Genomic DNA, 25,718 nt, shown 5'->3' with positions numbered 1-25,718 from the left:
TCACTCGGTGAACTCGCAGAAGGACAGCGCCTTGTCGAACCGCCGGGCGGCGAGGTCCTCGTGGCGGATCAGGAACCGCGCGTTGACGAACTCCTCGTCCGGTACGCCGAACTGCGCCAGGGGCACCCACTCACGCATCACCCGCTGCTCTTCCTCGTACAGGGCCACCCTCCGCTCCGGGTGGGGCAGGGACATCGCCTGCCGCTCCCGCTCCGAGTCCATCATGATCACCTCGGGCGGGTCCTGCGCCGAGATGGTGTAGCCGCCGACGAAGACGTCGCGCTGAATGCACCAGTTCCGCTCCGGCCAGAGCTGCTCGACCAGCGCGCTCATCTCCTTGCGGTGCGGCATGTCGCGCAGGAGCTGGATCTCGGTGTCGCACAGCCACTCCTCAGAGCGGTCGAGCCAGTCCGGCAGTTCCGCCTGGACGGCGGCGTACATCTCGTGTTCGGGGGCGAGGAAGGGCTCCCAGGCGGTCCCGGCGGGCAGGACGTACTCACCGTCCACCGTCTCGGTGCCGGCCGGGACGTACACGACCCGCGCGTACGCCTTCTCCTTCTCGATGCCGCAGGCGTCCCGTGCCCCCTCCTGGTCGAGGAAGAACAGCAGCGTGCCGTCGGCCGGCAGGGCGAGGTCGGGAACCCGGGGCAGCGCCGCGCAGTCGAGCCGGAGCAGGAACGGCAACGGGAAACCCTTAGGGTGCGTGGGCCACGGCATGCCCACCGGCAGCCGCGGCCGCCCGCCCCGCCGCCCGGCGTGCACGCCCTCCTCGCGCGGCCAGGCGTGGATCGGGAACCGGATCAGCTCCGCGAAGCGGGCCACCTCGTCCTCGGGCACGCCCTGCTCGATCGCCGCCCGTCGAAATTGATCTCTCTCATCCATGGTCGTGGAGAGTAGCCGCACCGTCCGACATGGAGTGTGCCCGGCACGGGCGGGATCAGGGCCCGGCGCGCGGCCGCACCGCCGGTGACCAGGTCACGTCGTAGCGCTCGGCGGCCACCGCCTCGGCGAACGCGGTCGCCGCCGCCGGTGAACCGGCGATGCGCCAGTCCTTCTCCTTGTCCACCTCGAACCAGATCAGCCCGATCAGGTCCGGATAGCGGGGCAGGGCGCGGAACGTGTCCCGGATCCACCGCGCCTTGTGCCCGGCGGCGTCGGCGGCGCCGGTCTCGGTGACCACGAGCGGCTTGCCGGTGGCCTTGCGGATCTCCGCGATCGTCGGGCCGAAGATCTGGTCGAACGACCAGTACGTCCTGGTGAACGCGCCGCTGCCGTAGTAGCCGGTGACGCCGACCCAGTCGACGTACTCGTCACCCGGGTAGAGGCCGGTGAGCCCGCCTGTCGTCTTGTCCCAGCGGGCGTTCGGGCTCCACACCCAGGTGACGTTCGTGGCACCGGCCTCGGCGAAGAGGTCGTGCACGTGCCGCCAGGCCCGGACGTAGTCGCCGGGGCGGTTGCCGTTGGCCCGCTCGCACCAGGGGTACCAGTCGCCGTTCATCTCGTGCGCGAAGCGGATCGCCACCGGGTAGCCCAGCGACCGGACGCCGTCGGCCCAGGAGCGCAGGTAGGCGTCGAAGTCGCCGCGCGTGATGCGGGCCAGCCGGTAGTCCGGCTGGGTGGCGCGCAGCCGGTCGATCTGCCTGTCGGTCAGCTCGGTACGCCGGGCCGCCTTGTCGACGGTGTGGTCCCACGGCTCCCAGCCGAGCATCGGCATCATGCCCCGCTCGGCGATCCGGTCGAACAGGCTCCGGTCGAACGCGGCCGAGGCCCAGTCGGCGCCGAAGAGCATCACCTGCGGCGACCGCCCGGCCGCCTCGGCGAACCGGTCGACCGGCGCGAAGTCGTACGGGCCCTTGTCGGTCATCACGCCGAAGAACGCCTGCCCGGCCGGCGGGAACGGGCCGCCGCGCGGGCTGGGCAGGACCGCCGCCGGCACGTCGGTGCTCGCCTGCGGCGTCGCCGGGGCGGGCCGCCGCGCCGCGGCGCCCGTGCCCGGGTCGTCCCGCCACGCTCCCGGCGCGACCACGAAGGCGTACGCGAGCAGCAGCAACCCGGCCACCGCCAGGCCCATCCGGGGCAGCGTCGGCCTCAGCACGGCACACCGCCGTCGGTCACGGGCCGGGGCGCCACCTGGGGTTGCCGGGCGACGTCGGCGGCCCGGTCCCGCCGGGCCCGCAGGCTCTCCGCCCAGGAGATCAGCGGCGGCGCGAGCCCGGTCAGCAGCGTCAGCGCCGGCCACACCCGCAGCAGCGGGTAGTCGTGATCGAGCGCGAAGCTCGCCGCGAGCAGTCCGGCGGCGGCGAGCGCCCAGCACAGGTGCAGCCGGAACGTGCGCAGCGACTCGACGGTGCGCAACGCGCCCTTGGCGGTGACCACGAACCCGAGCTTGCGGCGCAGCAGGGCACCCACCGCGGCGGCCACGTAGACCGGGCCGGCGAACAGCGCGAGCGCCATGCCGACCATGCCCACCTCCTCGCGCTCGTGCGGGGCGATGTTGAAGCGGCGCAGCCACAGCCAGAGCAGGAACCAGGTGCCGATGGTGGAACCCCACAGCGTCGCCCAGACCTGCGGGTCGAGCCGGCCGGCGTCGACGCCGGTCAGCAGGTACAGCGCGGTGGCGGCGTTGCCCAGCAGCAGGCTCACCGCGACGCTCGGGTAGTAGAACTGGAGCAGCCGGTACTGCCAGCGACGGCGCGACGGCAGGTCGCGCGGCGTGCGCAGCTCGCGCCGGAGCAGGATCTCGCAGATCCCGGCCGCCCAGCGCTTCTGCTGGTTGAAGTAGTCCGCCCAGGAGGTAGGTCCCTCGCCGAGCGCCACCACGTCGGGGGTGTAGACCCCCTTCCACCGGTTGCCGGTGGCCGGGTTGACGGCGGCGTGCACGCGGATGCTGGTGAGGTGGTCCTCGATGATCGAGTCCTGGTAGCCGCCGATGGTCCGCCAGGCCGCCGGTCGGTAGAGGTGCCCGGTGCCGGTCAGCAGCGGCGCGTCCAGGCCGTTGCCGCCGCGGGCGATCAGCCCGTTGTAGAGGTACTGCTGCACCGAGGCGCCGTGGGCCACGAAGTTCTGGTGCATGTTGCCGTACACCTGGGGGGTCACCACGAACGCGACGTCCGGGTCGCGGAAGTAGCCGAGCGTGCGTTCCAGGAAGTTCGGCAGCGGCACGTGGTCCGGGTCGACGTTCGCGACCACGTCGTAGCGGTGCTCGTGCTCGGCCCGCCAGGCGTTGTGGTTGCCGGACTTGGTCCGGGCCCGGAACTCGCCGCCGGGCCGGTTGTACTCGGGCCGGCCCTTGCGGGTGAAGTGCCGGACGCCCAGCCGCGCGGCCATCGCCCGTACCGCCGGGTCGTCGCCCTCGTCGAGGATCCACACGTCGACGTGCCCGCAGTAGACGATCTCGCGCAGCCGGCGCAGCGTCCGCTCGGCGACCTCGATCGGCTCCTTGCTCGGCACGATCGTGGTGAGCAGCGCGACCCCCAGGCCGACCGGCGGGTCGACCGGCACCGGGTCCCGGGCGTGGAAGGCGAAGACCCAGACCACCACGTTCTGCGCCAGGCGGATCAGCTCGACGCCGACGACGACGCAGAACGCGAGCCGGGCGGCGACGGTCTGCCAGCCGCCGAGCCCGACGACGCCGGGGCCGGGCACGTGCTGGGGCAGCAGCAGCCAGCCGACGAAGACCAGTCCGGCGGCGCTGTTGACGAGCACCAGCAGCGTCAGCACCAGCCGCGCGGCCACCGAGGCGGTGGGCCGGAACTCGACCGGCGCGTCGGGGCGGCGGGGCGGGCGCAGCGGGCCGGCGGTGGCGCCGCAGCGCGCGTAGGCGAGGCGGGCGCGGACGTTGCGCTGCCGGCGGTCCGGATCGGCCGGCGTCCCGGGCGGGACGGGCGCGATCGGGCGGGCGCCCGGCGTCCCGGCCGTCGTGGCGCGGGACGGGCGTGTATCGGCGGCGACGGCCACGTTTCCCCCATGGTCTGCATCCGGCTCAGGAGCCGACGGAATGCTAAGCCGACAATCGACCGCAAAAAGGGCGAATCAGGCAGAGGTCGCCCGTTCGTCGACTCCCCCGGTCAGGACGGAAGCTGGGCCGCCACCGCGAGCAGCGCGACGAGCGCCAGCACGGCGAGCGCACCGGCGGCACGCGCCCGGGACAACGCGACCCCGCCGAGCACCGCCCAGGCCGGCACTGTGAACAGCAGGTTCCCCGCCGACCAGACCGGCACCGCCTGCGCCAGCGCCAGCAGCGCGAGCGCGGGCACCAGCGCCCAGGCGGTGCAGATCGCCGCCGCGTACCGCAGCGGGAGGCTGAACAGGGCCAGCCCGGCCAGCACCCCGCCGAGCGCGGCGACGCCGAACAGGTCCCCGGGCGTGGCCGCGAGCACCGCGGCGCCGGGATGCGCGCCGGACGCGAGCTGCCCGCCGTCGCGCAGGGCGTAACCGAGCACCGCGGCGACCGGGAGCAGCCCGACGGCCACGGCGGCGAGCCACCGGAGAACACCGCGGCGACGGAACGCCAGCACGACCCAGCCGTGGCCGGCGAGCAGCAGCAACGCCACCGGCTGACACAGGCCCAGCAGCAGCACCGCGCCCGCGTAGGGCACGAGCCGGCGCGGACCCGGCCGGTCGAGCGCGGGCACCAGCAGCCAGGTGGCGAGCACCGCGGCGAACACCGCCGGGGCGTACGGCTGCGCCTCCTGCGCGTACCGGATCGAGGTCGGCAGCACCGTGAAGATCACGCCGGCCGACAGGCCGGCGGCGGGCGTGGCGATCCGGGCGGCGAGCGCACCGACGAGCGCGGCGGCCCCGACAATGGCCAGCAGGGACGGTACGCGCAGCGCGAGGTCCGTCGCACCGAACAGCGCCACCCAGCCGCGCATGAGCAGGTGGTACGGCCCGAGCGCCGTGTCGTCGCCGGTCAGCGCGGCGCCGATCCCCGGCCACGGCGACGTGGCCGCGAGCCGGGTCGCCAGTTCGCCGGCGGTCGGCCCCGATGTCGTGATCCGGGCGGCGCCGAGCGCGCCCATCAGGGCCGCGGGCACCAGCCATGCCGCGATCCGCCACCGCGTCAGCGCGGCGGTGGCGGATCGGTCGGCGGCCCGGCGCGGCCGGTCCTCACCCCACGGGTCCTCGACCGCGGCGTCCCCGAGCCGGGGCAGGACCATGGTGTCCGCGTCCATCATCAGTGACTCACGCATCCCCTGTGGGTGCCGGCGACCGGGATCCAGCCGGCCGGGCGGCGGACACGCCTCGCGCGTGGCGGGCGGCACCGTCCCGGGTCACGGGCTGGATGACATCCTGGAGCCTACTGAGTCAAAAACGACATAGCGTCAATATCGGCTGAAAGGGTCCGCCGACCGCCCCGTGGACGACCGGCGGACCCGGCTCAGCGGAGGTCGGTCGTCGTCCAGCGGGGCGAGTCGGCGGTGATCGCGACGGTGTCGCCGGTCAGCGTCGTCCGCGCCTGGGCGTCGCGCCGGGCGCTCGTGCCGACCCAGACGTCGACGTCACCGGGCTCCACCACACGGGTCAGCGTGCGGTCGCTGAACGCCAGCCGCGTGGTCGGCACGGTCAGCTCGACAGTGACCGAGGCTCCCGGCTCCAGGCGCACCCGCCGGTAGCCGAGCAGCTGCGCGACCGGCCGGGTCACCGAGGCGACCAGGTCGCGGCCGTAGAGCTGCACCACGTCGTCACCGACGACCGGGCCGGTGTTCGTCACGCGCACCGACACCCGCAGCGCCCCGTCGGTCGGCACCTCGGCCGGCACGGTCAGGTCGGTGTACGCGAACGTGGTGAAGGACAGCCCGTGCCCGAACGGCGCCACCGGGGTCGCCGGCAGGTTCGTGCCGTTCATGCCCTCCCCCAGCTCGGGGTGCAGGTACGAGTACGGCTGCGCGCCGGCCGAACCGGGCAGGCTGACCGGCAGCCGGCCGGACGGGTTGACCCGCCCGGAGAGCACGCCCGCGATCGCCCCGGCGCCCTCCTCACCCGGGAAGAACGTCTGCACCACCGCCGCGCACCGGGACAGCGCCCAGCCGAGCGCGTACGGGCGGCCGGTGAGCAGCACCAGGACGACAGGGGTGCCGGTGTCCAGCACCGCCTCGACGAGCTGACGCTGCACGCCGGGCAGCTCCAGGTCGTCCCGGTCGCAGCCCTCGCCGACAGTGCCGCGGCCGAACAGGCTGGCGTGGTCGCCCATCACGAGGACCGCCACGTCGGCGGCGGACGCGGCGGCGACCGCCTCGTCGAACCCGGACCGGTCCGCCGAGTCCACCTCGCAGCCGTTCGCGAAGGTGACCGAGTCGGCGCCGAACTCGGCGCGCACCGCCTCCAGCACGGTCGGGACCTCGAAGCCGGTCTCCACGCCGGGGTGGTGGGCCAGCACGTGGTTGAGGAACGAGTAGCAGCCGAACAGCGCGCCCTGCCGGTCCGCGTTCGGCCCGACGACCGCCACCCGGCGGCCCGCCGGCAGCGGGAGCACGCCCTCGTTGGCGACCAGGACGACCGACTCCTCGGCGAGCCGGCGGGCGATCGACCGGTGCTCCGGCGAGTCGAGGTCGATCGCGCCCGGCGGCTCGTCGTCGAACGTGGCGTCGAGCAGTCCGAGTGCCTGCTTCTGGCGCAGCACGCGCAGCACCGCCCGGTCGACCAGCGCCTCGTCGACCCTGCCGGCCCGCACCGACTCGGTCAGGGTCAGGTAGGCGTCGCCGGTGGGCAGCTCGATGTCGAGACCCGCGCTCAGCGCCTGCACCGCCGCGTCCGCGTTGTCGGCCGCGACGTGGTGCAGCAGGTGGAGGAAGGCCACCCCGAAGTAGTCGGCCACCACCGTCCCGTCGAAGCCCCACCGGCCCCGGAGCAGGTCGGTGAGCATCGTCGGGTCGGAGGCGACCGGCACGCCGTCGATCTCGGCGTACGAGTGCATGACGCTGCGGGCGTCGCCGTCGAGGAGCGCCATCTCGAACGGCGGCAGCAACACGTCGGCGAGTTCCCGGGGACCGGCGTGCACCGGGCCGAAGTTGCGCCCGGCCCGCGAGGCGGAGTAGCCGGCGAAGTGCTTCAGCGTGGCGAGCACGCCCTGCGACTGCAGCCCTCGCACGTACGAGGTGCCGATGGTGCCGACGAGGTACGGGTCCTCGGCGATGCACTCGTCGACCCGGCCCCAGCGGGGATCCCGGATCACGTCCAGCACCGGGGACAGTCCCTGGTGGATGCCGAGCGCTCGCATCGAGGCCCCGATCGCCGCCGCCATCTCGGCGACCAGGTCGGGATCGAACGCGGCGCCCCAGGCCAGCGGCGTCGGGAAGGTGGCCGCCTTCCACGCCGACAGGCCGGTCAGGCACTCCTCGTGCACGATCGCCGGGATGCCCAGCCGGGTGCCCGTCACCAGGTCCCGCTGGAACTTCCACAGCCAGGCCGCGCGGGCCGCCGCGTCGACCGGGCGGGTGCCGTAGGCGCGGGTCAGGTGACCCAGGCCGTGGCGGGAGAAGTCCTCGAGCCGGCCGCTGTCGGCGAACTCGCCCTGCAGGGGTGCGACCGCCTCACCGTCCTCCTTCTCCCAGAACCCGACGAGCTGCGCGACCTTCTCCTCGATCGTCATCCGAGCGAGCAGTTCCCGTACGCGCGTCTCGGCGTCGGGCCCGTCCGGCCGGTCGTGGTCCGAACCTGCCTGAGCCGGTACCGGCCCGTCCACCACCGCGTGGACCTCTGTCATGGTGTGCCTTTCCACTGGTTGTGCTGGTGCCGCTGCCGCTCAGCCCTTGACCGCGCCCTGGAGACCGCCCACGATCTGCTTCTCCGCCAGGGTGAAGAACAGCAGCGCCGGCAACATCGCCAGCGACGTGAAGGCGAGGACCCCCGCGGTGTCGGTGGTGTACTGGCTGGAGAAGTTCTGCACGCCCAGCGGCAGGGTGTGCAGGTTGACGTCCCCGAGGACGAGCAGCGGCAGGAGGAACGCGTTCCAGCTCGCCACGAACGCGAGGATGCCGACGGTGACGACCGCGGGCCGCGACAGCGGCAGCACGATCCGCCAGAGGAAGCCGAGCCGGCCGGCGCCGTCGATGGCGGCCGCGTCCTCCAGCTCCCGCGGGATGGCCGACAGGAACGGCCGCAGGATGACGATCGTGAGCGGCAGCGAGAAGGCCACCTGCGGAAGGATCACCGCGTAGTAGGAGTTGATCAGGTTCAGGTCACGCAGCAGGAGGTACAGCGGCAGGATCGCCGCGCCGGCCGGGAACAGCAGGCCGAGGGTGAAGAAGGTGTAGAGCGCCTCGCGTCCCCGGAACGTGTACCGGGCCAGCACGAACGCGGCGGCCATGCCGAGCACCACCACGCCGAGCGTGGTGCCGAGCGCGACCACAGCGCTGTTGAACGCCTGCCGCCAGAACCCGCTCTGCGTGAGCACCCGGTAGTAGTTGTCCCAGACCCACGGGTCCGGCAAGCCGGCCGGGTCGTCCACGATCTGCGGTGTGGTCCGGAAACCACCGACGACGACGTACACGACGGGCGCGATCGACACGGCCGCGACCGCGAGCGCCAGCGCGTACGTCAGCGGCGCGTTCCACTGCACCGGCCGGCGGCCGGCGGAAGGGGCGGGTACGGAGTTCACGGCCACTGTCACTTCCCCTTCCGGGTGATGGCGCCCTCGATGTCACGGCGGAGAAGGAACCGCTGGAACAGCAGCGCCGCGACGAAGGAGATGACGAACAGGATCACGGCCACCGCGTTGCCGTAGCCCCAGAGCCTGGCGAAGAAGCCGTTGTCCACCATGTACGTGGCCATGGTGGCCGACGCGCCGAGCGAGCGCACCGCGGGCACGGACGTCACCCAGACCATGTCGAAGACCTGCAACGAGCCGATCATCGACAGGAACATCCAGATCCGGATGGTGGGGCCGAGCAGCGGCAGCGTGACGTGGCGCTGGATCTGCCACCAGCTCGCGCCGTCGATCTCGGCTGCCTCGTTCAGCTCGGGCGGCACGTTCGACAGGCCGGCGAGCAGGAGGATGATGGCGAAGCCGACGTACTTCCAGGTGAGGACGAACAGCAGCGTCCAGATGACCACGTCGAGGTCGGCCAGCCACGCCTGCACGAAGCCGCCCAGTCCGACCGACCGCAGCAGCGCGTCGAGCGTGCCGCCGTCGGTCAGGATCAGCTTCCACATGATGCCGACGGTGACCTCGGCGAGCACGTACGGCACGAAGACCAGCAGGCGGAAGGCCGAGCGTCCGCGGAAGCGGCGGTTGAGCAGCAGGGCGATGCCGAGTGCGACGGGCCCCTGGATGAGCAGCGACCCGAACACGATGATCGCGTTGTTGCGCAGCGCGTCGAGGAAGATCGGGTCCTGGAACGCCAGCTTGTAGTTGTTGAAGCCGACGTACTCGGTGGGCGGGCCGACGCCGCGCCAGCGGAACAGGCTGTAGTAGAACGCGAAGCCCATCGGCACCAGCACGAACAGCACGTAGATGAGGACCGCCGGCGTGGTCAGCCCGATGATCTCGTACCACTTGCGGCGGGTCTCGGCGCGGCGTGAGGCGGCTCGTGCGCCGGGCCGGAGGCCCGCCGGCGGCGCGGTCACGCCGCCGGCGGGCATACGGGTCTGCGATGCGGACGTCACTTGCTTGCGGCCGCCTTCATGGCCGAGACGACCTTCTCAGGTGTCCCGTTGCCGGCGAAGATCGCGACGATCGCGTCGTTCATCGCGTTGCCGACGGTGCTGCCGAAGGCGGTGTCGAGCCAGAGCTGCACGTAGGTGGCCGAGGAGGTCGACTCCAGGATGGACTTCAGGGCCGGGTCGGTGACGCCGTCGGCCGCGCCCTTGGCGACCGGCAGACCGGTGCCGGTGGCGGCGTAGCCCTTCTGCACCTCGGGGCTGACGAGGTACTTGAGGAACTCGACGCACTCGGCCGGGGCGTTCTTGGAGCAGGCGAAGCCGTCGCCGCCGCCCAGAGCAGCCTTCGGGTCACCGGCGGAGCCGGAGATCGCCGGCACCGGGAACCAGCCGAGGAACTTGCCCAGGGCCGCCTTGTCGGTGGCCACGGTGTCCAGGGTGCCGCGGTTCCAGTCACCCATCAGCTCCATCGCGGCCTTGCCGTTGGCGAGCAGGCCGTTGGCGCTGGTCGGGTCGTTCTGGCCCGGCGTGGCGATGAAGTTGTTCTGGAACGGCTTGGTGTCGATGAACGCCTTCAGGTCCTGGCCGGCCTTGACGAAGCACGGGTCGTCGAAGTTCCGGTCGGTGCTCGCCTTCTTCAGCGTGTCGACCGAGCAGGCACGCAGCGCGAAGTTGTACCACCAGTGCGCGGCGGGCCACTTGTCACCGGCGCCGAGGGCGATCGGGACGACGTTGATGGCCTTGAGCTTGGTGACAGCGGCGTTGAGTTCCTCGAAGGTGGTCGGCGGCGCCGTGATGCCCGCCTTCGCGAACATGTCCTTGTTGTACCAGATGCCCTCGATGCCCATCCGGTACGGCAGGCCGTACTGCTTGCCGTTCACCTGCCAGATCTCCGCGGCGCTACCGATGTCGGCCACCTCGTTCTTCACCTGGTCGGTGATGTCCTTGAGGTAGTCGGCCTCGACCTGCTCGCGCATCTCGCCGCCGCCCCACGCCTGGAAGACGTCCGGCGGGTCGTTGCTCAGCAGCGCGGCGGGGAGCCGGGTGCGCTGGAGCTGGTTCGTCTCGATCGCCTCGATCTCGATCTTGACGGTCGGGTGGGCCGCGGAGAAGTCCTTGGCGACCTTCTCCCAGTACGTCTTGCCGGGCCCGTCCTGCGAGGCGTTGTGCCACCAGGTCAACGTCACCGGGTTCTTGAACAGCTCGCTCTCGGCAGCCTTCTCCTCCTCGCCACCACCACCGCACGCGGAGGCCAGCAGAGCGCTTGTCACAAACAGTGCCAGGACGGCACCAGCACGGCGCTTCATCGCCATAGATGTCTCCTCGACCACTTAGCCGGGTTACCTGCGGGGGAGTTTTACAGGGCCGTAACGTGAAGTCAATCGGTATCGATAACGTTTTCGACATCGTCTTCGATCACGCCGGGAGAGCCCTCTATCATCGTCGGCGTGGTGTTCGAGCAGCGCGTCAAGATGTCGGACGTGGCACGTACGGCCGGCGTCTCGGTGGCAACCGTATCCAAGGTTGTCAATGGGCGGTACGGCGTCGCGCAGGCCACCGTCGAGCGCGTCCAGCAGGTCATCCACGAGCTCGGGTACGAGGCCAGCCTCGGGGCGCAGAGCCTGCGCAGCCACCGCACGAACGTGCTCGGCATCCTGGTCGCCGAGTTCGAGCCGTTCTCCACCGAGCTGCTCAAGGGCGCGTCCCGGGAGGTCGCCGGCAGCGGCTACCAGCTGCTCGCCTACTCCAGCGGTGACGGAGAGGGCGCGGCCATAGGGTGGGAGCGGCGCTCGCTGGCCCGGCTGTCCGGGACGCTCATCGACGGCGCGGTGATCGTGACGCCGACCGTGGTCGAGACCAAGCACGGCTTCCACGTGGTGGCCGTCGACCCGCACACCGGCCCGTCCGGCCTGCCCACTGTCGACTCCGACAACTTCGCCGGCGCGGTGCTGGCCACCGACTACCTGCTGTCGCTCGGGCACCGGCGGATCGCGCACATCAGCGGCCGGCCCGACCTGGAGTCGGCCCGCCTGCGCGAGGCCGGGTTCCGCAAGGCGATGGCCGACGCGGGCGTGGCGGTCGACGAGCAGCTCGTACGGGTCGGCGGCTTCCGCACCGAGACCGCCGCCAGCACCGCCGCCGAACTGCTCGCGCTCCCCGACCGGCCGACCGCGATCTTCGCCGGCAACGACCTCTCGGCCATCTCCACCGTGGACGTCGCCCGCGGCCTCGGCCTCGGCGTACCGGACGACCTGTCGGTCATCGGCTTCGACAACATCCCGGAGTCGGCCCTCGTCGACCCGCCGCTGACCACGATCCGGCAGCCTCTGCAACGCATGGGTGCCGAGTCGCTGCGCCTGCTGATCGACCTCATCGCGGGCGTCGAGCGGGACACGCACATCCAGCTTCCCACCGAGCTGGTCATCCGGGCCTCCTGCCGCCCGCTGCGCTGAGGCGCGACCTCACCCTCCCGATCCGGGTGATTGACGGACGGCTATCGGCGTCCGTAATGTTTCGGGCTACTTCCGGAAGCCAGACCGGAAGTTTCGGAAGCCCGCACCGTCCGTCCACCCGGGCGCCCGCCGGTCCGTTCCACGCCGCGGCGTTCCCGGCACCGCCACCGCCGGCCCCCGGCCGCGCGCACCCTCCCGAAAGGAACGCCCATGAAGCTGAGACGTTGGCTCGCCGCCGGCGCCGTCGCCGTCGTGACCGCCACCGCCCTCAACGTCGTCCCCGCGACGGCCGGACGGCCGTACGACCCGGCCGGGCAGAGCCTGCGCGAGCTGGCCAAGCGCCACGGCCTGTACGTGGGCACCGCCGTGGACATGGCCGCCCTCAACGACGCATCCGAACCGCAGTACCGCCAGATCGCCGCGTCCGAGTTCTCCACTGTCACCGCCGAGAACGTGATGAAGTGGGAGAGCCTCGAACCCACCCGCGGCACCTACAACTGGGGCCCGGCCGACGAGCTGATCGACTTCGCCCGCAAGAACAACCAGCGGGTCCGGGGCCACGTGCTGGTCTGGCACAACCAGTTGCCCGCGTGGCTGACCAGCGGAGTCGCGGACGGCTCGATCAGCAAGGCCGAGCTGCGCCAGATCCTGCGCAACCACATCACCGCCGTGGTCACCCACTTCAAGGGCAAGATCTGGCAGTGGGACGTGGTGAACGAGGCGGTCAGCGACCCCTGGGACACCCCGTCCACGCTGCACTACAAGGGGTTCTGGGCGCAGAACCTCGGGCCCGGCTACATCGCCGACGCGTTCCGCTGGGCCCGCGCCGCCGACCCGAAGGCGCTGCTGTTCTACAACGACTACAACATCGAGGCGTTCGGCTCTGGCAACCCGGCCGACGACAAGACGCAGTTCGTCTACAACATGGCCCGTGACCTGCGGGCCAAGGGCGTGCCGATCGACGGCGTGGGGGCACAGGGCCACCTGGGCACCCAGTACGGCAACTTCAGCACGCTCCAGGTGGCCGCCGCGCTGCGCAAGTTCGCCGGGCTCGGGCTGGCCACGGCCCTCACCGAGGTGGACGTGCGCAGCCAGATCACCGAGGGGGTGGAGGCCGGCGACTCCGCGGAGATCAACCCGCGTCTGCAGGCGTCCGCGGCGAACTTCAGCGTGCTGATGCAGGCCTGCCTGGCCGAGCGGCACTGCCTGTCGTTCACCCTCTGGGGCTTCACCGACAAGCACTCCTGGGTGCCCGGCGCGTTCTCCGACCCGCCGGAGGGCCTGGCCACCGTGTACGACGAGAACTACCAGCCGAAGCTCGCGTACCACGAGCTGAAGGCCGATCTGATCTTCTCCGGTCCGCCCTACGTGCTTCCGCGCATCCCGCAGCACCCGCGCCGCTAGACGACTGGCGCACCACGGCGGGGCCGGTCCGGTGACCGGCCCCGCCGCCTGTGTCCGGCGGGTACGCGCTCACGCGGCCCGGCGCCGGCCCAGTTCCGACTCCAGCCGTCCGATGAGCGTCTTGCGGGCCTTGCCGTGACGTTCCCGGCGCAGCGCCGCGCCGAGCTGACGGGTGTCGAGGTCGCGCACCAGCTTGACCGCCTCGGTCACCGGCAACTCGTTGATCTGCTCGGCGGCGGTCGCGTCCCGGCGGGCCCGCTTCGCCGGGCCGGTGTTCGGCACGTACTGCCGGCCGGAGCGCGACGCGCGGCGCTTGCGCGTGTCGGTGGCGCGCCGCTCGTTCTCCGACAGTTCCGCCCACGCCTGTTCGGGCAGGTAACGGCGGGTTTCGCCGCCGTTGCGGGCGCGCGTGTCACCGCTGCGGGTCTGCCACTTCTCGCCGCCCCAGCGTTGCAGCGAGCGCTGCCGTGCGTCCTTCGGGCCCTCGAATCCCCCGCCGGCCTTCTTGTACTCGTTCGTCAGCAGCTGCGACTTTCGGGCCGACCACTGCCCCGGCCGTCCGCCCTTGTCGGAGGCGCGGATCTCGGCCTTGAGACGCTCCCGCAGTTCCGGCTCGGTGTACTTCGCCATGACGCAGCGTTACCCGGACCGGCAGCGGCCATGCGGTCAGCCGGACGCCGGCCGGTAGACCAGGTCCATCGTGTCGGTGCGGCCCGACCAGTCCAGTCGCAGCCGCCAGCACCCGGCGGCCGGCAGGTCGACGATGGACGGCCCGGGTCCACCGTCCACCTGACGGACGACCGGGGTGCCCGTCCCGTCCCGCCTCGCGGTGATCACCAGGGGCGTCCGCTGTGCCGGTTCGGACCGGCCGGGCTCGGGGCGCGCCACCCAGAGGATCTTGTTGTTCGCGCCGTCGGCGCGCGCGTGCACCAGCGGGTACGCGAACAGGATCGCCACGATGTCGCCCCGGGCGCCGAAGACGTGCCGCATCCGGGTGTCGCCGGTGAACCCGGCGTCCGCCCAGTCCGGCAGCCGGCCGGTCTCCAGCCGCTCGGCGCAGGCGGCCGGCAGGGCCGGGCCGGTGGCCGGTGGCGTGGCCGGCGCACCGGCCGGATCCGCGGCCGGGCCGGTGCACCCGGCCAGCAGCAGGACCGGCACCAGCAGGACTCTTCTCGGAACGGACATCCGGCCTCCCCCGTCGACGACTCTCGTCTTCAGGACACCGCCCGGCGCCCCGAGGTTCCCGCCGCGCTCACTCCACCGAGGACGCCACGTCCAGGGCCTGCTCACGGGTGAGGTCGCCCTCCAGCCGGTAGCTCACCCCGGCCCGCTCCCAGATCAGCGTGGCGGCGGACAACCGTGCGGTCGCCACCCGTTCCGTGCCCGAGCGGTCCACGTAGGCCAACGCGTGCGGACCGCCCACCCAGATCGCGAACTCGCCGCCGACCTGGGTGAGCGTCACGTCCGCTCCGGCCGACCGCTTGTGGAACACGATGTCGAGCGAGCCGTCGAAGGCGTCCAGCCGCACCGTCCCGCCCCGGTAGAGCAGGCTGACGACCCGGTGGGCGCCGGCACCGTCCGGATCGGCGACGAGCACGCGTTCCGGCGGGCCGAGGCGGGCCGGCACGCGGATCGGGAAGCGGACCTGCCGCTGCGCCTCGGCGAGCGCGACCTGGTGCTGCGCGGGCAGCGGCGAGGGTGTACCCGTCGGTGGCGGCGCGGGTGCCGTGTCGACGACGACCCCGGAGATCCGCAGCAGTCCGATCACCGCGCCGGCGAGCGCGGCCCGCCCCGGCGGCAGCGCCGCCACGAGCAGGGCGGCGAGCGCGGCGGCCAGCACGTACCGCCACCGGCGGCGCGGCGCGGGCGCGTCGAGCCGGGCGCGGACCCGCGCGGTGAGGTCGGGCGTCCGCGCCGGCTCCAGCCAGCCGGTCAGCTCACGCAGCTCCCGTTCCAGGTCATCCACGGTGCGCCACCTCCCGGTCCAGCAGGGCACGCAGCTTCGCCAGCGCCCGGTGGGTCCGGGACTTCACGGTGCCCCGGGGCAGCCCCAGCACTGTCACCGTCTCGTCCTCGCCGAGGTCGAGCAGGTACCGGCAGACGATCACCTCCCGGTCGCGCCCGGGCAGCCGGCGCAGCGCCCCGACCAGCGCGGCCCGGCGTTCGGCCGCCAGCACGGCGTCGAGCCCGTCGTCGGCGGTGACCGCCGCGACCGGGTCCGCCGCCGCCGCGCGCAGCGTCAGCCCGTCCCGCCGGGTGCGCGCCCGGTGCAGGTTCCGGGTCTCGTTCGCGACGATCGCGAGCAGCCAGGACCGGAAACCCGCCTCGCCCCGGTAGCGGGACAGTTTCCGGTACGCCTTCACGAACGCCTCCTGGACCACGTCCTCGGCGTCCGGACCGGCCCCCAGCAGCACCGCCGTCCGGTACGCGGACGCGGTGTGCCGGGCGACCAGGGCGTCGTACGCCTCCCGGTCGCCGGCGCGTACGCGGGTGACGAGTTCGTCGTCGTCCAGGGCAGCCTCCGTCGGTCCGCTTCCATGACACCGCCCGGGGCGGCCGGGTTCCATCCGGCGTTTGACCGGGTGCCAGGGCGGAAAGAGTGGCGGGATGAGCTGGGCGAAGAGAGCCGTACCCGCAGCCGTCACCGCCGTCGCCGCGCTGGCGGCGCGGGACCTGCTGCAACGCGACCACGCGCTGCGCCGCAACTTCCCGGTGCTGGGCCGGGCCCGGTACCTGCTCGAGTCGATCGGCCCGGAGCTGCGGCAGTACATCGTGGCCGGCAACGACGAGGAGCGGCCGTTCACCCGCGACCAGCGGCGCTGGGTGTACGCCTCGGCCAAGCAGGAGAACAACTACTTCGGTTTCGGCACCGACAACGACATCGAGCACACCGCCGGCTATCCGATCATCAAGCACCGGACGTTCGGCCGGGCGGTCCCGCCGTCGGCGCCGACCGCCGGGCACGACGTGACGCTGCCCTGCGCCAAGGTGCTCGGCGCGGCGCGCGGCCGGGCGCACGCGTTCCGGCCGCAGTCGGTCGTCAACATCTCCGGGATGAGCTTCGGTTCGTTGTCCGGCAACGCGGTGGAGGCGCTCAACCGGGGCGCCGCGCTGGCTGGCTGCCTGCACAACACCGGCGAGGGCGGGCTGTCGCCGTACCACCGCAACGGCGGCGAGCTGGTCTTCCAGCTCGGCACCGCGTACTTCGGCTGCCGCGACGAGCAGGGCCGCTTCAGCCTGGAACGCCTCAAGGACCTGGTGGCGTCGGCGCCGGTACGCGCCCTGGAGATCAAGCTCAGCCAGGGCGCCAAGCCGAGCCTCGGTGGTCTGCTGCCGGCGGCGAAGGTATCCGCCGAGATCGCCGCCACCCGTGGCATCCCGGTCGGACGCGACTGCGTGAGCCCGTCCCGGCACGCCGAGTTCTCCGACTGCGACAGCCTGCTGGACTGGGTGGAGCTGCTCGCCGCCGAGACCGGCCTGCCGGTCGGCATCAAGTCCGCCGTCGGCGACCTCGGGTTCTGGGAGGAGCTGACCACGCTGATGCGCGACACCGGGCGCGGCGTGGACTTCGTGACCGTGGACGGCGGCGAGGGCGGCACCGGCGCCGCGCCGCTGATCTTCAGCGACTCGGTGTCGCTGCCGTTCCAGCAGGGCTTCTCCCGGGTCTACCGGACCTTCGCCGAACGCGACCTGCACGAGAGCGTGGTGTTCGTCGGCGCGGGCAAGCTGGGCCTGCCGGACAACGCCGTGGTGGCGTTCGCGCTCGGCGCCGACATGGTCAACGTCGGGCGGGAGGCGATGCTGGCGATCGGCTGCATCCAGGCGCAGAAGTGCCACACCGACACCTGCCCGACCGGCGTCGCCACACAGAACGCCTGGCTGGCCCGAGGGCTGGACCCGGCCCGCAAGTCGGTGCGGGCCGCGAACTACATCCGCACGCTGCGCCGCGACCTGGTCAAGGTGGCCGAGGCGTGCGGCGTCGAGCACCCCGGGCTGATCGGCACCGACTCGGTGGAGATCCTCGACGGCCGGACCTCCTCGACCCCGCTGGACCGGGCGTTCGGCTACCGCCCGGAGTGGGGGATGCCGTCGGCAGCCGACCGGGCGGAGATCGTCCGGCTGATGACGGCCGAGGCGCCGCAGGGCAGCAGCGCGCCGCCCTCCCCCACCGCCGTGGGCTAGCCCGGGCGGCGGAAACTCGGTCGGCCGCCGGGCCGTCGCCGCGTACAGTCCGCCGCATGGCTGTGGACACGAGGCCGGCGGTGCGCGCCGGCCGATTCCGGCTGCTCCCGCTGGGTGTGGTGTTCCTGACCGTCGGCCTCTCCACCGCCGTGGTGCTGCCGTTCCTGTCGCTGTTCCTCGACCGCGAGGTCCACGCCAGTCCGTTGCGGGTGACCGTGTTCCTGGTCGTCGCCCCGCTGTCCGGGGTGGTCGCCTCCGCGCTGATCGGTCGGCTGTCGGACCGCCTGCCGATCCGGCGCGCGCTGCTGGTCGGCGCCGCGCTGGCCGGCGTGGTGGGCGCGGGCCTGACCGCGTACGTCCGCGACTACTGGATCCTGCTGGGGCTCACCGCGACCGCCACGGCACTGGCGAACTCGCTGTTCCCGCAGTCGTTCGCGTACACCCGGGCGCTGTTCGACAGGGACGATCCGGCGCGGGCCGCGTTCGGCGTCAGCCTCATGCGTACCGTGTTCTCGCTGGCCTGGGTGGCCGGGCCGGCGCTGGCCGCGGTGCTGCTCGACGTCGGTGGCTTCCGCCTGGTCTACGGCATGGCCGCCGTCATGTACGCGCTGGCCGCGCTGGTGGCCGCGTTCCGGCTGGAGGAGCTGCCGCTGCCGGCGCGGCCGGTCGCGGCAGATCCGGACGGCGCCGCGCCGGGCCCGCCCGGCGCGTCCCGGCTGCGGCTGGCGCTGACGGCGCTCACGTTCGTCCTGCTCCAGTGCCCGCTGACGGTCGGCGTGCAGGCGATGCCGCTGTTCATCGACACCGAACTGAACGACGACCCCTCCCGCGCCGGGCTGGTGCTGGGCCTGTGCGCGGCGCTGGAGATCCCGCTGATCCTCGGGCTGGGCGCGCTGACCGCGCGGGTCCGGCTGCGGCTGCTGGTCCTGGTCGGCGGCGCCTGCGGGGTCGCCTACTACGCGACCGCCGCGCTGGCGCCGAGCGTGCCGGTCCTGCTGTTCGCGCAGCCGGTGAACGCGCTGTTCATCGCCGCAGTGTCCGGCGTCGGAATCGCCTACGTGCAGGATCTGCTGCCCGGCGAGCCGGGCCGGGCCACCACGCTGTTCACGAACACGTTCCCGATCGGCGCCATGCTCGCCGGGCCGCTGCTCGGGCTCTCCGCGCAGGTCGGCTACCGCTGGGCGTACGGCATGAGCACCGCGCTGTGCGCGGCCGGGCTGCTGGTGCTCCTGCTGACCCGGCCGCAGGCCCGGGCCTGACCGGCGCGGCGGTCAGCGGCGCCGCACCAGCACCACGTGGTCGATCAGCTCACCGGTCCGGCCGTCCGGACCGGTGGCGGTACGGCGCGCCGCGCCGAGGCGCTCGGTGTCCCAGCCGTCCGGGTCGAGGCTCATCGCGGCCAGGATCTCCTCCGGTTCGGCGAACCGGTGGTGGCCGGTGTCGGGCCCGGCCCACGGCGGCGGCGCGCCGTGCTCGACGACGAGCAGCCGGCCGCCGGGCGCGACCGCCTCGGCCGCCGGAGGCAGCACCTTCTCCCGGGGCAGGACCAGCGGCGACTGGAAGAACTGCGCGGACACCAGGTCGTACCGGCCGGGCGGGAAGCCCTGGGTGAGGTCGTGCCGGACGGTGGTGATCCGGTCGGTCACCCCGGCCCGCTCGGCCTCGACGGCGAGGCGGTCCAGCGCGACGGACGAGATGTCCACGGCGGTGACCCGCCATCCCTTCGACGCCAGCCACACCGCGTCGCCGCCCTCACCGGAACCCAGGTCGAGCGCGGTGCCCGGGGGCAGCGCGCCGGCCACCTCGGCCAGGACCGGGTTGACCCGGCCGCTCCAGATCCGGTCCTGCTGGCCGTACCGCTCGTCCCAGAACCGGGCCGGGTCGGTGTCCGCCGCCGGATGCTCGTGGTGGTGCCCCGTCATGTCTGCCTCCTCGCCGCCGGGCCCCTGGTGCCCGGGTCACCGCAATCGTGCGCCGCCGCCCGCCGCGCAGCAAGGAACCTTGCCGTTCCGGCAAACCGCCGAGCGACCGCAGGATTAGCGCACCGCGCCCGTGGGCAGACATTTGTCATCAGGCACGCGAACGAGGGAGCTGACGGCATGGCGAAGGGCGACATCGACACCTACCAGCAGGACGGGCAGTGGAAGAACCGCCCGGAGGGCAACGAGCGCGCGACCAGCCGCCACGACACCAAGGCGGAGGCCGAGGCGGCCGGCCGGGAGATGGCGGCCGAGCGCGGCACCGAGCACGTGATCAAGAAGCAGGACGGCACGATCGGCGAGAAGAACACGTACCCCCGCGAGCGCGACCCCCGGGACATCCCGGGCTGAGCCCGCACCGCAGTCCCGTCACGGCGCCGGACCCGCACGGGTCCGGCGCCGTAGCGCGTACCGGCGGGTAGTGAGTGGCTGGCTAAAAACTTTTGTTCGGTTCCTACAACGGTCCCCGCTCAGGCTTCGGCCGTTACGACATGGCGCCGCCCGCGCACAGCCGGAAAGGTGAGGCGAGCCGGGGGCATCGCCGCGCCCGGCGCGCAGGAGTGGGTCAACCGAAGGGGACGGTCACGTGTTCACCCGTGTCGCCATCGTCAACCGTGGTGAAGCCGCGATGCGGCTCATCCACGCGGTCCGGGAACTGGCCGCGGAGACCGGCAGCCGGATCGAGACCGTCGCGCTGTACACCGACGTCGACCGTACCGCCACCTTCGTCCGCGAGGCGGACGTCGCCTACGACCTGGGTCCCGCATCCGCCCGCCCGTACCTCGACCTGAAGGCCCTGGAGCGCGCGCTGGTCGAGACCGGCGCGGACGCCGCGTGGGTGGGCTGGGGTTTCGTGGCCGAGGACCCGGCGTTCGCCGAGCTGTGCGAGAAGATCGGCGTAACGTTCGTCGGGCCCAGCCCGGACGCCATGCGCAAGCTCGGCGACAAGATCGGCGCGAAGCTGATCGCCGAGGAGGTCGGCGTGCCGGTCGCGCCGTGGAGCCGCGGCGCGGTGGAGAGCCTCGAGGACGCGCTGCGCGCGGCGGCCACGATCGGCTACCCGCTGATGCTGAAGGCGACCGCCGGCGGTGGCGGGCGCGGCATCCGGGTGATCCGCAGCGACGCCGAACTGGCCGACGCGTACGAGCGCACCAGCCAGGAGGCGGCGCGGGCGTTCGGCAGCGGCGTGGTGTTCCTGGAGCGCCTGGTCACCGGCGCCCGGCACGTCGAGGTCCAGGTGATCGCGGACGGTCAGGGCACCGCGTGGGCGCTCGGGGTACGGGACTGCTCCGTGCAGCGGCGCAACCAGAAGGTGATCGAGGAGTCCGCCTCCCCGGTGCTGAGCCCGGAGCAGACCGCCGAGCTGAAGGCGTCGGCGGAGCGGCTGGCGGTCGCCGTCGGTTACCGGGGCGCGGCCACAGTCGAGTTCCTCTACCACCCGGGCGACCGGCTGTTCGCGTTCCTGGAGGTCAACACGCGCCTGCAGGTCGAGCACCCGATCACCGAGTCGACCACCGGATTCGACCTGGTCAAGGCGCAGCTGCACGTGGCCGGCGGCGGCCGGCTGACCGGTGAGCCGCCGGTCGAGCGCGGGCACGCGATCGAGGCGCGGCTCAACGCCGAGGACCCGGACCGCGACTTCGCCCCCTCCCCCGGCCGGATCACCCGCCTGGACCTGCCCGCCGGACCCGGTATCCGGGTCGACACCGGGGTCAGCGAGGGCGACACCATCCCCGCCGACTTCGACTCCATGATCGCCAAGATCATCGCGTACGGCCGGGACCGCGACGAGGCGCTGGGCCGCCTGCGCCGGGCGATGGCGAACACCACTGTGGTCATCGCCGGCGGCGCGACGAACAAGAGCTTCGTGCTCGACCTGCTCGACCAGCCCGAGGTGATCGACGCCAGCGCGGACACCGGCTGGATCGACCGGGTACGCGGCGAGGGCCGCCTGGTCGCGCACCGGCACTCCGCCGTGGCGCTGGCCGCCGCCGCGATCGAGGCGTACGAGGAGGACGAGACCGCCGAACGGCAGCGGCTGCTGTCCACGGCAGCCGGTGGACGCCCGCAGGTGCAGCACCGCAGCGGCCGGCCGCTGGACCTGAAGCTGCGCGGCGTGACCTACCGGATGCGGGTGGCCCGGGTCGGCGCGCACCGGTTCCGCGTCGGCGTCGAGGCCGGTGGCGACGTCCGCACCGCCGACGTCGAGCTGGACCGCTTCGACCGGCACACCGGCCAGATCGCCGTCAACGGCGCCCGGTTCCGCCTGCTCACCGACACCCACGGCCCGGTCCACCTGGTCGAGGTGGACGGCGTGACGCACCGGATCAGCCGCGACGAGGGCGGCGTGCTGCGCTCCCCCATGCCGGCGCTGGTGGTCGCCACGCCGCTTCAGGTCGGCGCGGAGGTCGAGGCCGGCGCGCCGGTGCTGGTGCTGGAGGCGATGAAGATGGAGACGGTGCTGCGGGCGCCGTTCCGGGCCCGCCTCAAGGAGTCGTCGGTGGTGGTCGGCACCCAGGTGGAGGCCGGTGCGCCGCTGCTGCGCCTGGAGCCGATCGCCGAGGAGGGCACCGAGGCGGCCGCCGGCCCGGCCGGACCGGCGGTCGAGCTGGACCTGCCCGCCGCGCCCGCGGACGTGCCCGCGCGGTCCCGGGCCGAGCGCGGCCAGGAGGACCTGTGCGCGCTGCTGCTCGGCTACGACGTGGACCCGCACGACGAGCGCCGGGTGCTCGACGACTACCTGGACGCGCGGCGGGCGGCCACCGAGGCCGGGCACCGGCCACTGGCCGAGGAACTGGAACTGGTCGGCGTCTTCGCCGACCTGGCGGAGCTGAGCCGGAACCGGCCCGGCGGCGACGACGGACCGGGCGGGCACGTGCACAGCGCCCGCGAGTACTTCCACACCTACCTGCAGAGCCTCGACGTCGAGCGGGCCGGCTCCCCCGAGTCGTTCCGGGCCCGCCTCGCGAAGGCGCTCGCCCACTACGGCGTCACCGAACTGGACCGCTCCCCCGAACTGGAGGCCGCGGTCTTCCGGATCTTCCTGGCCCAGCAGCGGGCCGCCGCCGACGCCACTGTGATCGCCGCGCTGCTGCGCTCGTGGCTGCGCGAGCCGCCGCCGGACGAGGCGCTGCGCGAGCCGGCCGGTCTCGCGCTGGAGCGGCTCGTCGCGGCCACCCAGGTCCGCTTCCCGGTGGTCGCCGACCTGGCCCGGGGCGTGGTGTTCGCCTGGTTCGCCCAGCCGCTGCTGCGCCGCAACCGGGCCCGCGTCTACGCCCGGGTCCGCACCCACCTGCGGCACCTCGACGCCCAGCCGGACGCGCCGGACCGCGCCGAGCGGATCGCCGAGATGGTGCGCAGCACCGAGCCGCTGGTCCGGCTGCTCGGTCAGCGCCTGGTCCGCAACGACGTGGACAACGCGGCCATGCTGGAGGTGCTGACCCGCCGCTACTACGGCAACAAGGCGTTGACCGAGGTCACCACCCGCACCGCCGGTGGCTGCACGTTCGTGGTGGCCCGGCGGGACGGGTCGAGCGTGGTCTCGGCCGCCGTCCGCTTCGACGCGCTCGGCGACGCGCTGCGCGGCCTGGCCGAGGTGGCCCGGGACTGCGAGGCCGTCGACGCGGACGTCTACCTCGCCTGGGAGAACCAGCCGGAGGACCTGGACGCCACCGCCGCCGCCCTGCTGGAGGTGGTGAACGCGCACCCCCTGCCGCGGCAGGTACGCCGCCTCACCACCACCGTCGCCGGGCGCGCCGGCGCGGTGATGCACCACCACGTGACGTTCCGCCCGACCGAGGGCGGCGGGATGGCCGAGGAGCGGCTGATCCGGGGCCTGCACCCGTACATCGCGCAGCGGATGCAGCTGGAACGACTGCGCGAGTTCGACCTGACCCGGCTGCCGTCGCTGGACGAGGAGGTCTACCTGTTCCAGGCGGTCGCCCGGCAGAACCCGTCCGACCAGCGGCTGGTGGCGTTCGCGCAGGTACGTGACCTGACCGAGCTGCGGGAGCAGGACGGCCGCCTGGTGGCGCTGCCGACCACCGAGGACACGGTGGCGGCCTGCATCGACTCGATCCGCCGGGCGCAGTCGCGGCGGCCGTCGAAGTCACGGTTCCCGACCAACCGGATCGTCGTCTATGTGTGGCCGCCGAGCGAGCTGACCCGCGAGGAGATGGAGCTGATCGCCGGGCGGGTGCGCCCGACCACTGTGGGCGCCGAACTGGAGGAGATCCTGTTCATCGCGCGGCAGCGCGACCGCCGTACCGGCGAGCTGACCAAGGTCGGCGTGCGGATCACGTTCGACGTGACCGGGCACGCGCAGCTGACGGTGGGCGAGCCGCCGGCCGAGCCGGTCGAGCCGCTGGACGACTACCGGTTGAAGGTGCTGCGGGCGGCCGGGCGCAACACGGTCTACCCGTACGAGCTGACCGGCCTGCTCGGCGACTTCGTCGAGCACGACCTGGACGCGGACCACCGGCTCGTGCCGGTGGACCGGCCGAAGGGCCGCAACACCGCAGCGATCGTCGCCGGCGTGGTGACCACGCCGACGCCGCGGCACCCGCAGGGCGTGACCCGGGTGGTGCTGCTCGGCGACCCGACCAAGTCGCTGGGCGCGCTGTCCGAGCCGGAGTGCCGGCGGGTGATCGCCGCGCTGGACCTGGCGCAGCGGATGGGCGTGCCGCTGGAGTGGTACGCGTTGAGCGCCGGCGCCCGGATCTCGATGACGTCCGGCACCGAGAACATGGACTGGGTGGCGGCGGCGCTCAAGCGCATCGTCGAGTTCACCCAGGACGGCGGTGAGATCAACATCGTGGTGGCGGGCATCAACGTCGGCGCCCAGCCGTACTGGAACGCCGAGGCGACGATGCTCATGCACACCAAGGGTGTGCTGGTCATGACGCCGGACTCGGCGATGGTGCTCACCGGCAAGCAGTCGCTCGACTTCTCCGGCGGCGTCTCCGCCGAGGACAACTTCGGCATCGGCGGCTACGACCGGGTGATGGGCCCGAACGGGCAGGCGCAGTACTGGGCGCCGGACCTGCCGGCCGCACGGGCCGTGCTGATGGCGCACTACGACCACACGTACGTGGCGCCGGGCGAGCACGCCCCGCGCCGGGCCGTCACCATGGACCCGGTGGACAGGGACATCTGCGGCTACCCGCACGCGGTGGCCGGCAGCGACTTCGCCACGGTGGGCGAGATCTTCTCCGCCACCGCGAACCCGGACCGCAAGAAGCCGTTCGACATCCGGACCGTCATGCGGGCGCTCGCGGACCAGGACCACCCGGTGCTGGAGCGGTGGGCCGGCATGGCCGACGCGGAGACCGCTGTGGTGCAGGACGTGCACCTCGGCGGCATCCCGGTGTGCCTGCTCGGCATCGAGTCCCGTTCGGTGCCCCGGCACGGCTTCCCGCCCACCGACGGTCCGGACACGTACACCGCGGGCACGCTGTTCCCGCGCTCGTCGAAGAAGGCCGCGCGGGCGATCAACGCGGCCAGCGGCAACCGGCCGCTGGTCGTGCTGGCCAACCTGTCCGGCTTCGACGGCTCACCCGAGTCGATGCGCAAGCTGCAACTGGAGTATGGCGCGGAGATCGGCCGGGCGATCGTCAACTTCCGCGGCCCGATCGTGTTCTGCGTGATCTCGCGCTACCACGGCGGCGCGTTCGTGGTCTTCTCCAAGGCGCTCAACCCGGACATGACGGTGCTGGCGATCGAGGGGTCGTTCGCCTCGGTGCTCGGTGGCGCGCCCGCCGCCGCCGTGGTGTTCGCCGGCGAGGTCGCCGCCCGCACCGCCGCCGATCCCCGGGTACGCGACCTGGAGGCGAAGGTCGCCGCAGCGGCCGGTACCGAGCGGGCGACGCTCACCGCCGAGCTGGACGAGCTGCGCTCGTCGGTGCGGGCGGAGAAGCTGGGCGAGGTGGCCGCCGAGTTCGACCGGGTGCACAGCATCCAGCGGGCGGTCGAGGTCGGTTCGGTCGACGCGGTGGTCCGCGCCGCCGAGCTGCGACCCCGCGTCATCGAGGCGATCGAGGCGCGCCTGCGCTGACACGTTCCACCGCCGGACGGCGGGCGGGCCCACGGGTCCGCCCGCCGT

19 protein-coding genes are annotated in these 25,718 nt (G+C 73.0%); 6 read left to right on the top strand and 13 right to left on the bottom strand.

What is annotated here, in order from left to right; genetic code table 11:
* The 8 genes from Q3W68_RS23120 to Q3W68_RS23085 form a co-directional block, all read right to left on the bottom strand.
* The gene (locus tag Q3W68_RS23120) at positions 1-882 is read right to left on the bottom strand and encodes a DUF1963 domain-containing protein (protein ID WP_302907450.1); all 882 of its coding nucleotides are present in this window, start codon (positions 880-882) and stop codon (positions 1-3) included.
* A gap of 55 nt (positions 883-937) precedes the next feature.
* Positions 938-2,095, bottom strand: coding sequence for a glycoside hydrolase family 26 protein (locus Q3W68_RS23115; RefSeq protein WP_302907449.1), 1,158 nt, complete (start codon positions 2,093-2,095; stop codon positions 938-940).
* Positions 2,089-3,957, bottom strand: coding sequence for a glycosyltransferase family 2 protein (locus tag Q3W68_RS23110; protein WP_302907448.1), 1,869 nt, complete (start codon positions 3,955-3,957; stop codon positions 2,089-2,091). Before Q3W68_RS23110 ends, Q3W68_RS23115 begins: the two co-directional genes overlap by 7 nt.
* A gap of 110 nt (positions 3,958-4,067) precedes the next feature.
* Complete coding sequence (locus tag Q3W68_RS23105; protein ID WP_302907447.1) at positions 4,068-5,192, bottom strand: glycosyltransferase family 39 protein; 1,125 nt, start codon at positions 5,190-5,192, stop codon at positions 4,068-4,070.
* A gap of 188 nt (positions 5,193-5,380) precedes the next feature.
* A complete protein-coding gene (locus Q3W68_RS23100; RefSeq protein ID WP_302907446.1) occupies positions 5,381-7,705 on the bottom strand; it encodes a beta-glucosidase in 2,325 nt (774 codons plus the stop codon).
* A gap of 39 nt (positions 7,706-7,744) precedes the next feature.
* On the bottom strand, positions 7,745-8,611 hold the full coding sequence (locus tag Q3W68_RS23095; protein ID WP_302907445.1) for a carbohydrate ABC transporter permease: 867 nt from the start codon (positions 8,609-8,611) through the stop codon (positions 7,745-7,747).
* Positions 8,608-9,606, bottom strand: coding sequence for a carbohydrate ABC transporter permease (locus tag Q3W68_RS23090; RefSeq protein ID WP_302907444.1), 999 nt, complete (start codon positions 9,604-9,606; stop codon positions 8,608-8,610). The genes Q3W68_RS23095 and Q3W68_RS23090 overlap by 4 nt, the downstream gene beginning before the upstream one ends.
* The gene (locus Q3W68_RS23085) at positions 9,603-10,913 is read right to left on the bottom strand and encodes an ABC transporter substrate-binding protein (protein WP_302907443.1); all 1,311 of its coding nucleotides are present in this window, start codon (positions 10,911-10,913) and stop codon (positions 9,603-9,605) included. Before Q3W68_RS23085 ends, Q3W68_RS23090 begins: the two co-directional genes overlap by 4 nt.
* Positions 10,914-11,048: 135 nt before the next feature.
* On the opposite strand from Q3W68_RS23085, the gene Q3W68_RS23080 reads away from it, so the two are divergent.
* Both Q3W68_RS23080 and Q3W68_RS23075 read left to right on the top strand, forming a co-directional pair.
* Positions 11,049-12,053, top strand: a complete 1,005-nt coding sequence (locus Q3W68_RS23080; protein ID WP_302907442.1) for a LacI family DNA-binding transcriptional regulator — start codon at positions 11,049-11,051, stop codon at positions 12,051-12,053.
* Between the two features lie 210 nt (positions 12,054-12,263).
* Positions 12,264-13,457: an endo-1,4-beta-xylanase gene (locus Q3W68_RS23075; RefSeq protein WP_302907441.1), complete on the top strand. Its 1,194-nt coding sequence runs from the start codon at positions 12,264-12,266 to the stop codon at positions 13,455-13,457.
* Positions 13,458-13,526: 69 nt separating this feature from the next.
* Here Q3W68_RS23075 and Q3W68_RS23070 read toward each other — a convergent pair whose 3' ends face one another.
* The 4 genes from Q3W68_RS23070 to Q3W68_RS23055 form a co-directional block, all read right to left on the bottom strand.
* Complete coding sequence (locus Q3W68_RS23070) at positions 13,527-14,087, bottom strand: DUF5872 domain-containing protein (RefSeq protein ID WP_302907440.1); 561 nt, start codon at positions 14,085-14,087, stop codon at positions 13,527-13,529.
* A gap of 36 nt (positions 14,088-14,123) precedes the next feature.
* Positions 14,124-14,642, bottom strand: coding sequence for a hypothetical protein (locus tag Q3W68_RS23065; RefSeq protein WP_302907439.1), 519 nt, complete (start codon positions 14,640-14,642; stop codon positions 14,124-14,126).
* Between the two features lie 67 nt (positions 14,643-14,709).
* The gene (locus Q3W68_RS23060) at positions 14,710-15,423 is read right to left on the bottom strand and encodes a hypothetical protein (protein WP_302907438.1); all 714 of its coding nucleotides are present in this window, start codon (positions 15,421-15,423) and stop codon (positions 14,710-14,712) included.
* On the bottom strand, positions 15,416-16,024 hold the full coding sequence (locus tag Q3W68_RS23055) for an RNA polymerase sigma factor (protein WP_368045763.1): 609 nt from the start codon (positions 16,022-16,024) through the stop codon (positions 15,416-15,418). The genes Q3W68_RS23060 and Q3W68_RS23055 overlap by 8 nt, the downstream gene beginning before the upstream one ends.
* Before the next feature lie 40 nt (positions 16,025-16,064).
* Between Q3W68_RS23055 and Q3W68_RS23050 the strand changes: the two genes are divergently transcribed.
* Both Q3W68_RS23050 and Q3W68_RS23045 read left to right on the top strand, forming a co-directional pair.
* Complete coding sequence (locus Q3W68_RS23050) at positions 16,065-17,639, top strand: FMN-binding glutamate synthase family protein (RefSeq protein ID WP_302907436.1); 1,575 nt, start codon at positions 16,065-16,067, stop codon at positions 17,637-17,639.
* 56 nt (positions 17,640-17,695) lie between these two features.
* On the top strand, positions 17,696-18,898 hold the full coding sequence (locus tag Q3W68_RS23045) for a sugar efflux transporter (protein WP_302907435.1): 1,203 nt from the start codon (positions 17,696-17,698) through the stop codon (positions 18,896-18,898).
* Between the two features lie 12 nt (positions 18,899-18,910).
* Here Q3W68_RS23045 and Q3W68_RS23040 read toward each other — a convergent pair whose 3' ends face one another.
* Entirely contained in the window at positions 18,911-19,561 is a 651-nt protein-coding gene (locus tag Q3W68_RS23040) for a bifunctional 2-polyprenyl-6-hydroxyphenol methylase/3-demethylubiquinol 3-O-methyltransferase UbiG (RefSeq protein WP_302907434.1), read from the bottom strand.
* Between the two features lie 177 nt (positions 19,562-19,738).
* Between Q3W68_RS23040 and Q3W68_RS23035 the strand changes: the two genes are divergently transcribed.
* Together Q3W68_RS23035 and Q3W68_RS23030 are read left to right on the top strand one after the other, a co-directional pair.
* Complete coding sequence (locus Q3W68_RS23035; RefSeq protein WP_091042624.1) at positions 19,739-19,969, top strand: DUF2188 domain-containing protein; 231 nt, start codon at positions 19,739-19,741, stop codon at positions 19,967-19,969.
* Positions 19,970-20,204: 235 nt separating this feature from the next.
* Positions 20,205-25,670, top strand: coding sequence for a carboxyl transferase domain-containing protein (locus tag Q3W68_RS23030; protein WP_302907433.1), 5,466 nt, complete (start codon positions 20,205-20,207; stop codon positions 25,668-25,670).
* Positions 25,671-25,718: the final 48 nt, after the last annotated feature.

Source organism: Micromonospora sp. C28ISP2-4 (assembly GCF_030519385.1).
Lineage (GTDB): Bacteria > Actinomycetota > Actinomycetes > Mycobacteriales > Micromonosporaceae > Micromonospora > Micromonospora tulbaghiae.
Note: the sequence above shows the minus strand (reverse complement) of the source record. Positions and strands in the feature narration are given on the sequence as shown.

Bases quoted from the DNA above. Each gene is read 5' to 3' on its own strand.
- Q3W68_RS23065 (WP_302907439.1), bottom strand. From the start codon at position 14,642: ATGTCCGTTCCGAGAAGAGTCCTGCTGGTGCCGGTCCTGCTGCTGGCC.
- Q3W68_RS23085 (WP_302907443.1), bottom strand. From the start codon at position 10,913: ATGGCGATGAAGCGCCGTGCTGGTGCCGTCCTGGCACTGTTTGTGACA.
- Q3W68_RS23040 (WP_302907434.1), bottom strand. From the start codon at position 19,561: ATGACGGGGCACCACCACGAGCATCCGGCGGCGGACACCGACCCGGCC.
- Q3W68_RS23055 (WP_368045763.1), bottom strand. From the start codon at position 16,024: ATGGAACCCGGCCGCCCCGGGCGGTGTCATGGAAGCGGACCGACGGAG.
- Q3W68_RS23120 (WP_302907450.1), bottom strand. From the start codon at position 882: ATGGATGAGAGAGATCAATTTCGACGGGCGGCGATCGAGCAGGGCGTG.
- Q3W68_RS23075 (WP_302907441.1), top strand. From the start codon at position 12,264: ATGAAGCTGAGACGTTGGCTCGCCGCCGGCGCCGTCGCCGTCGTGACC.
- Q3W68_RS23070 (WP_302907440.1), bottom strand. From the start codon at position 14,087: ATGGCGAAGTACACCGAGCCGGAACTGCGGGAGCGTCTCAAGGCCGAG.
- Q3W68_RS23035 (WP_091042624.1), top strand. From the start codon at position 19,739: ATGGCGAAGGGCGACATCGACACCTACCAGCAGGACGGGCAGTGGAAG.
- Q3W68_RS23045 (WP_302907435.1), top strand. From the start codon at position 17,696: ATGGCTGTGGACACGAGGCCGGCGGTGCGCGCCGGCCGATTCCGGCTG.
- Q3W68_RS23105 (WP_302907447.1), bottom strand. From the start codon at position 5,192: ATGCGTGAGTCACTGATGATGGACGCGGACACCATGGTCCTGCCCCGG.
- Q3W68_RS23050 (WP_302907436.1), top strand. From the start codon at position 16,065: ATGAGCTGGGCGAAGAGAGCCGTACCCGCAGCCGTCACCGCCGTCGCC.
- Q3W68_RS23100 (WP_302907446.1), bottom strand. From the start codon at position 7,705: ATGACAGAGGTCCACGCGGTGGTGGACGGGCCGGTACCGGCTCAGGCA.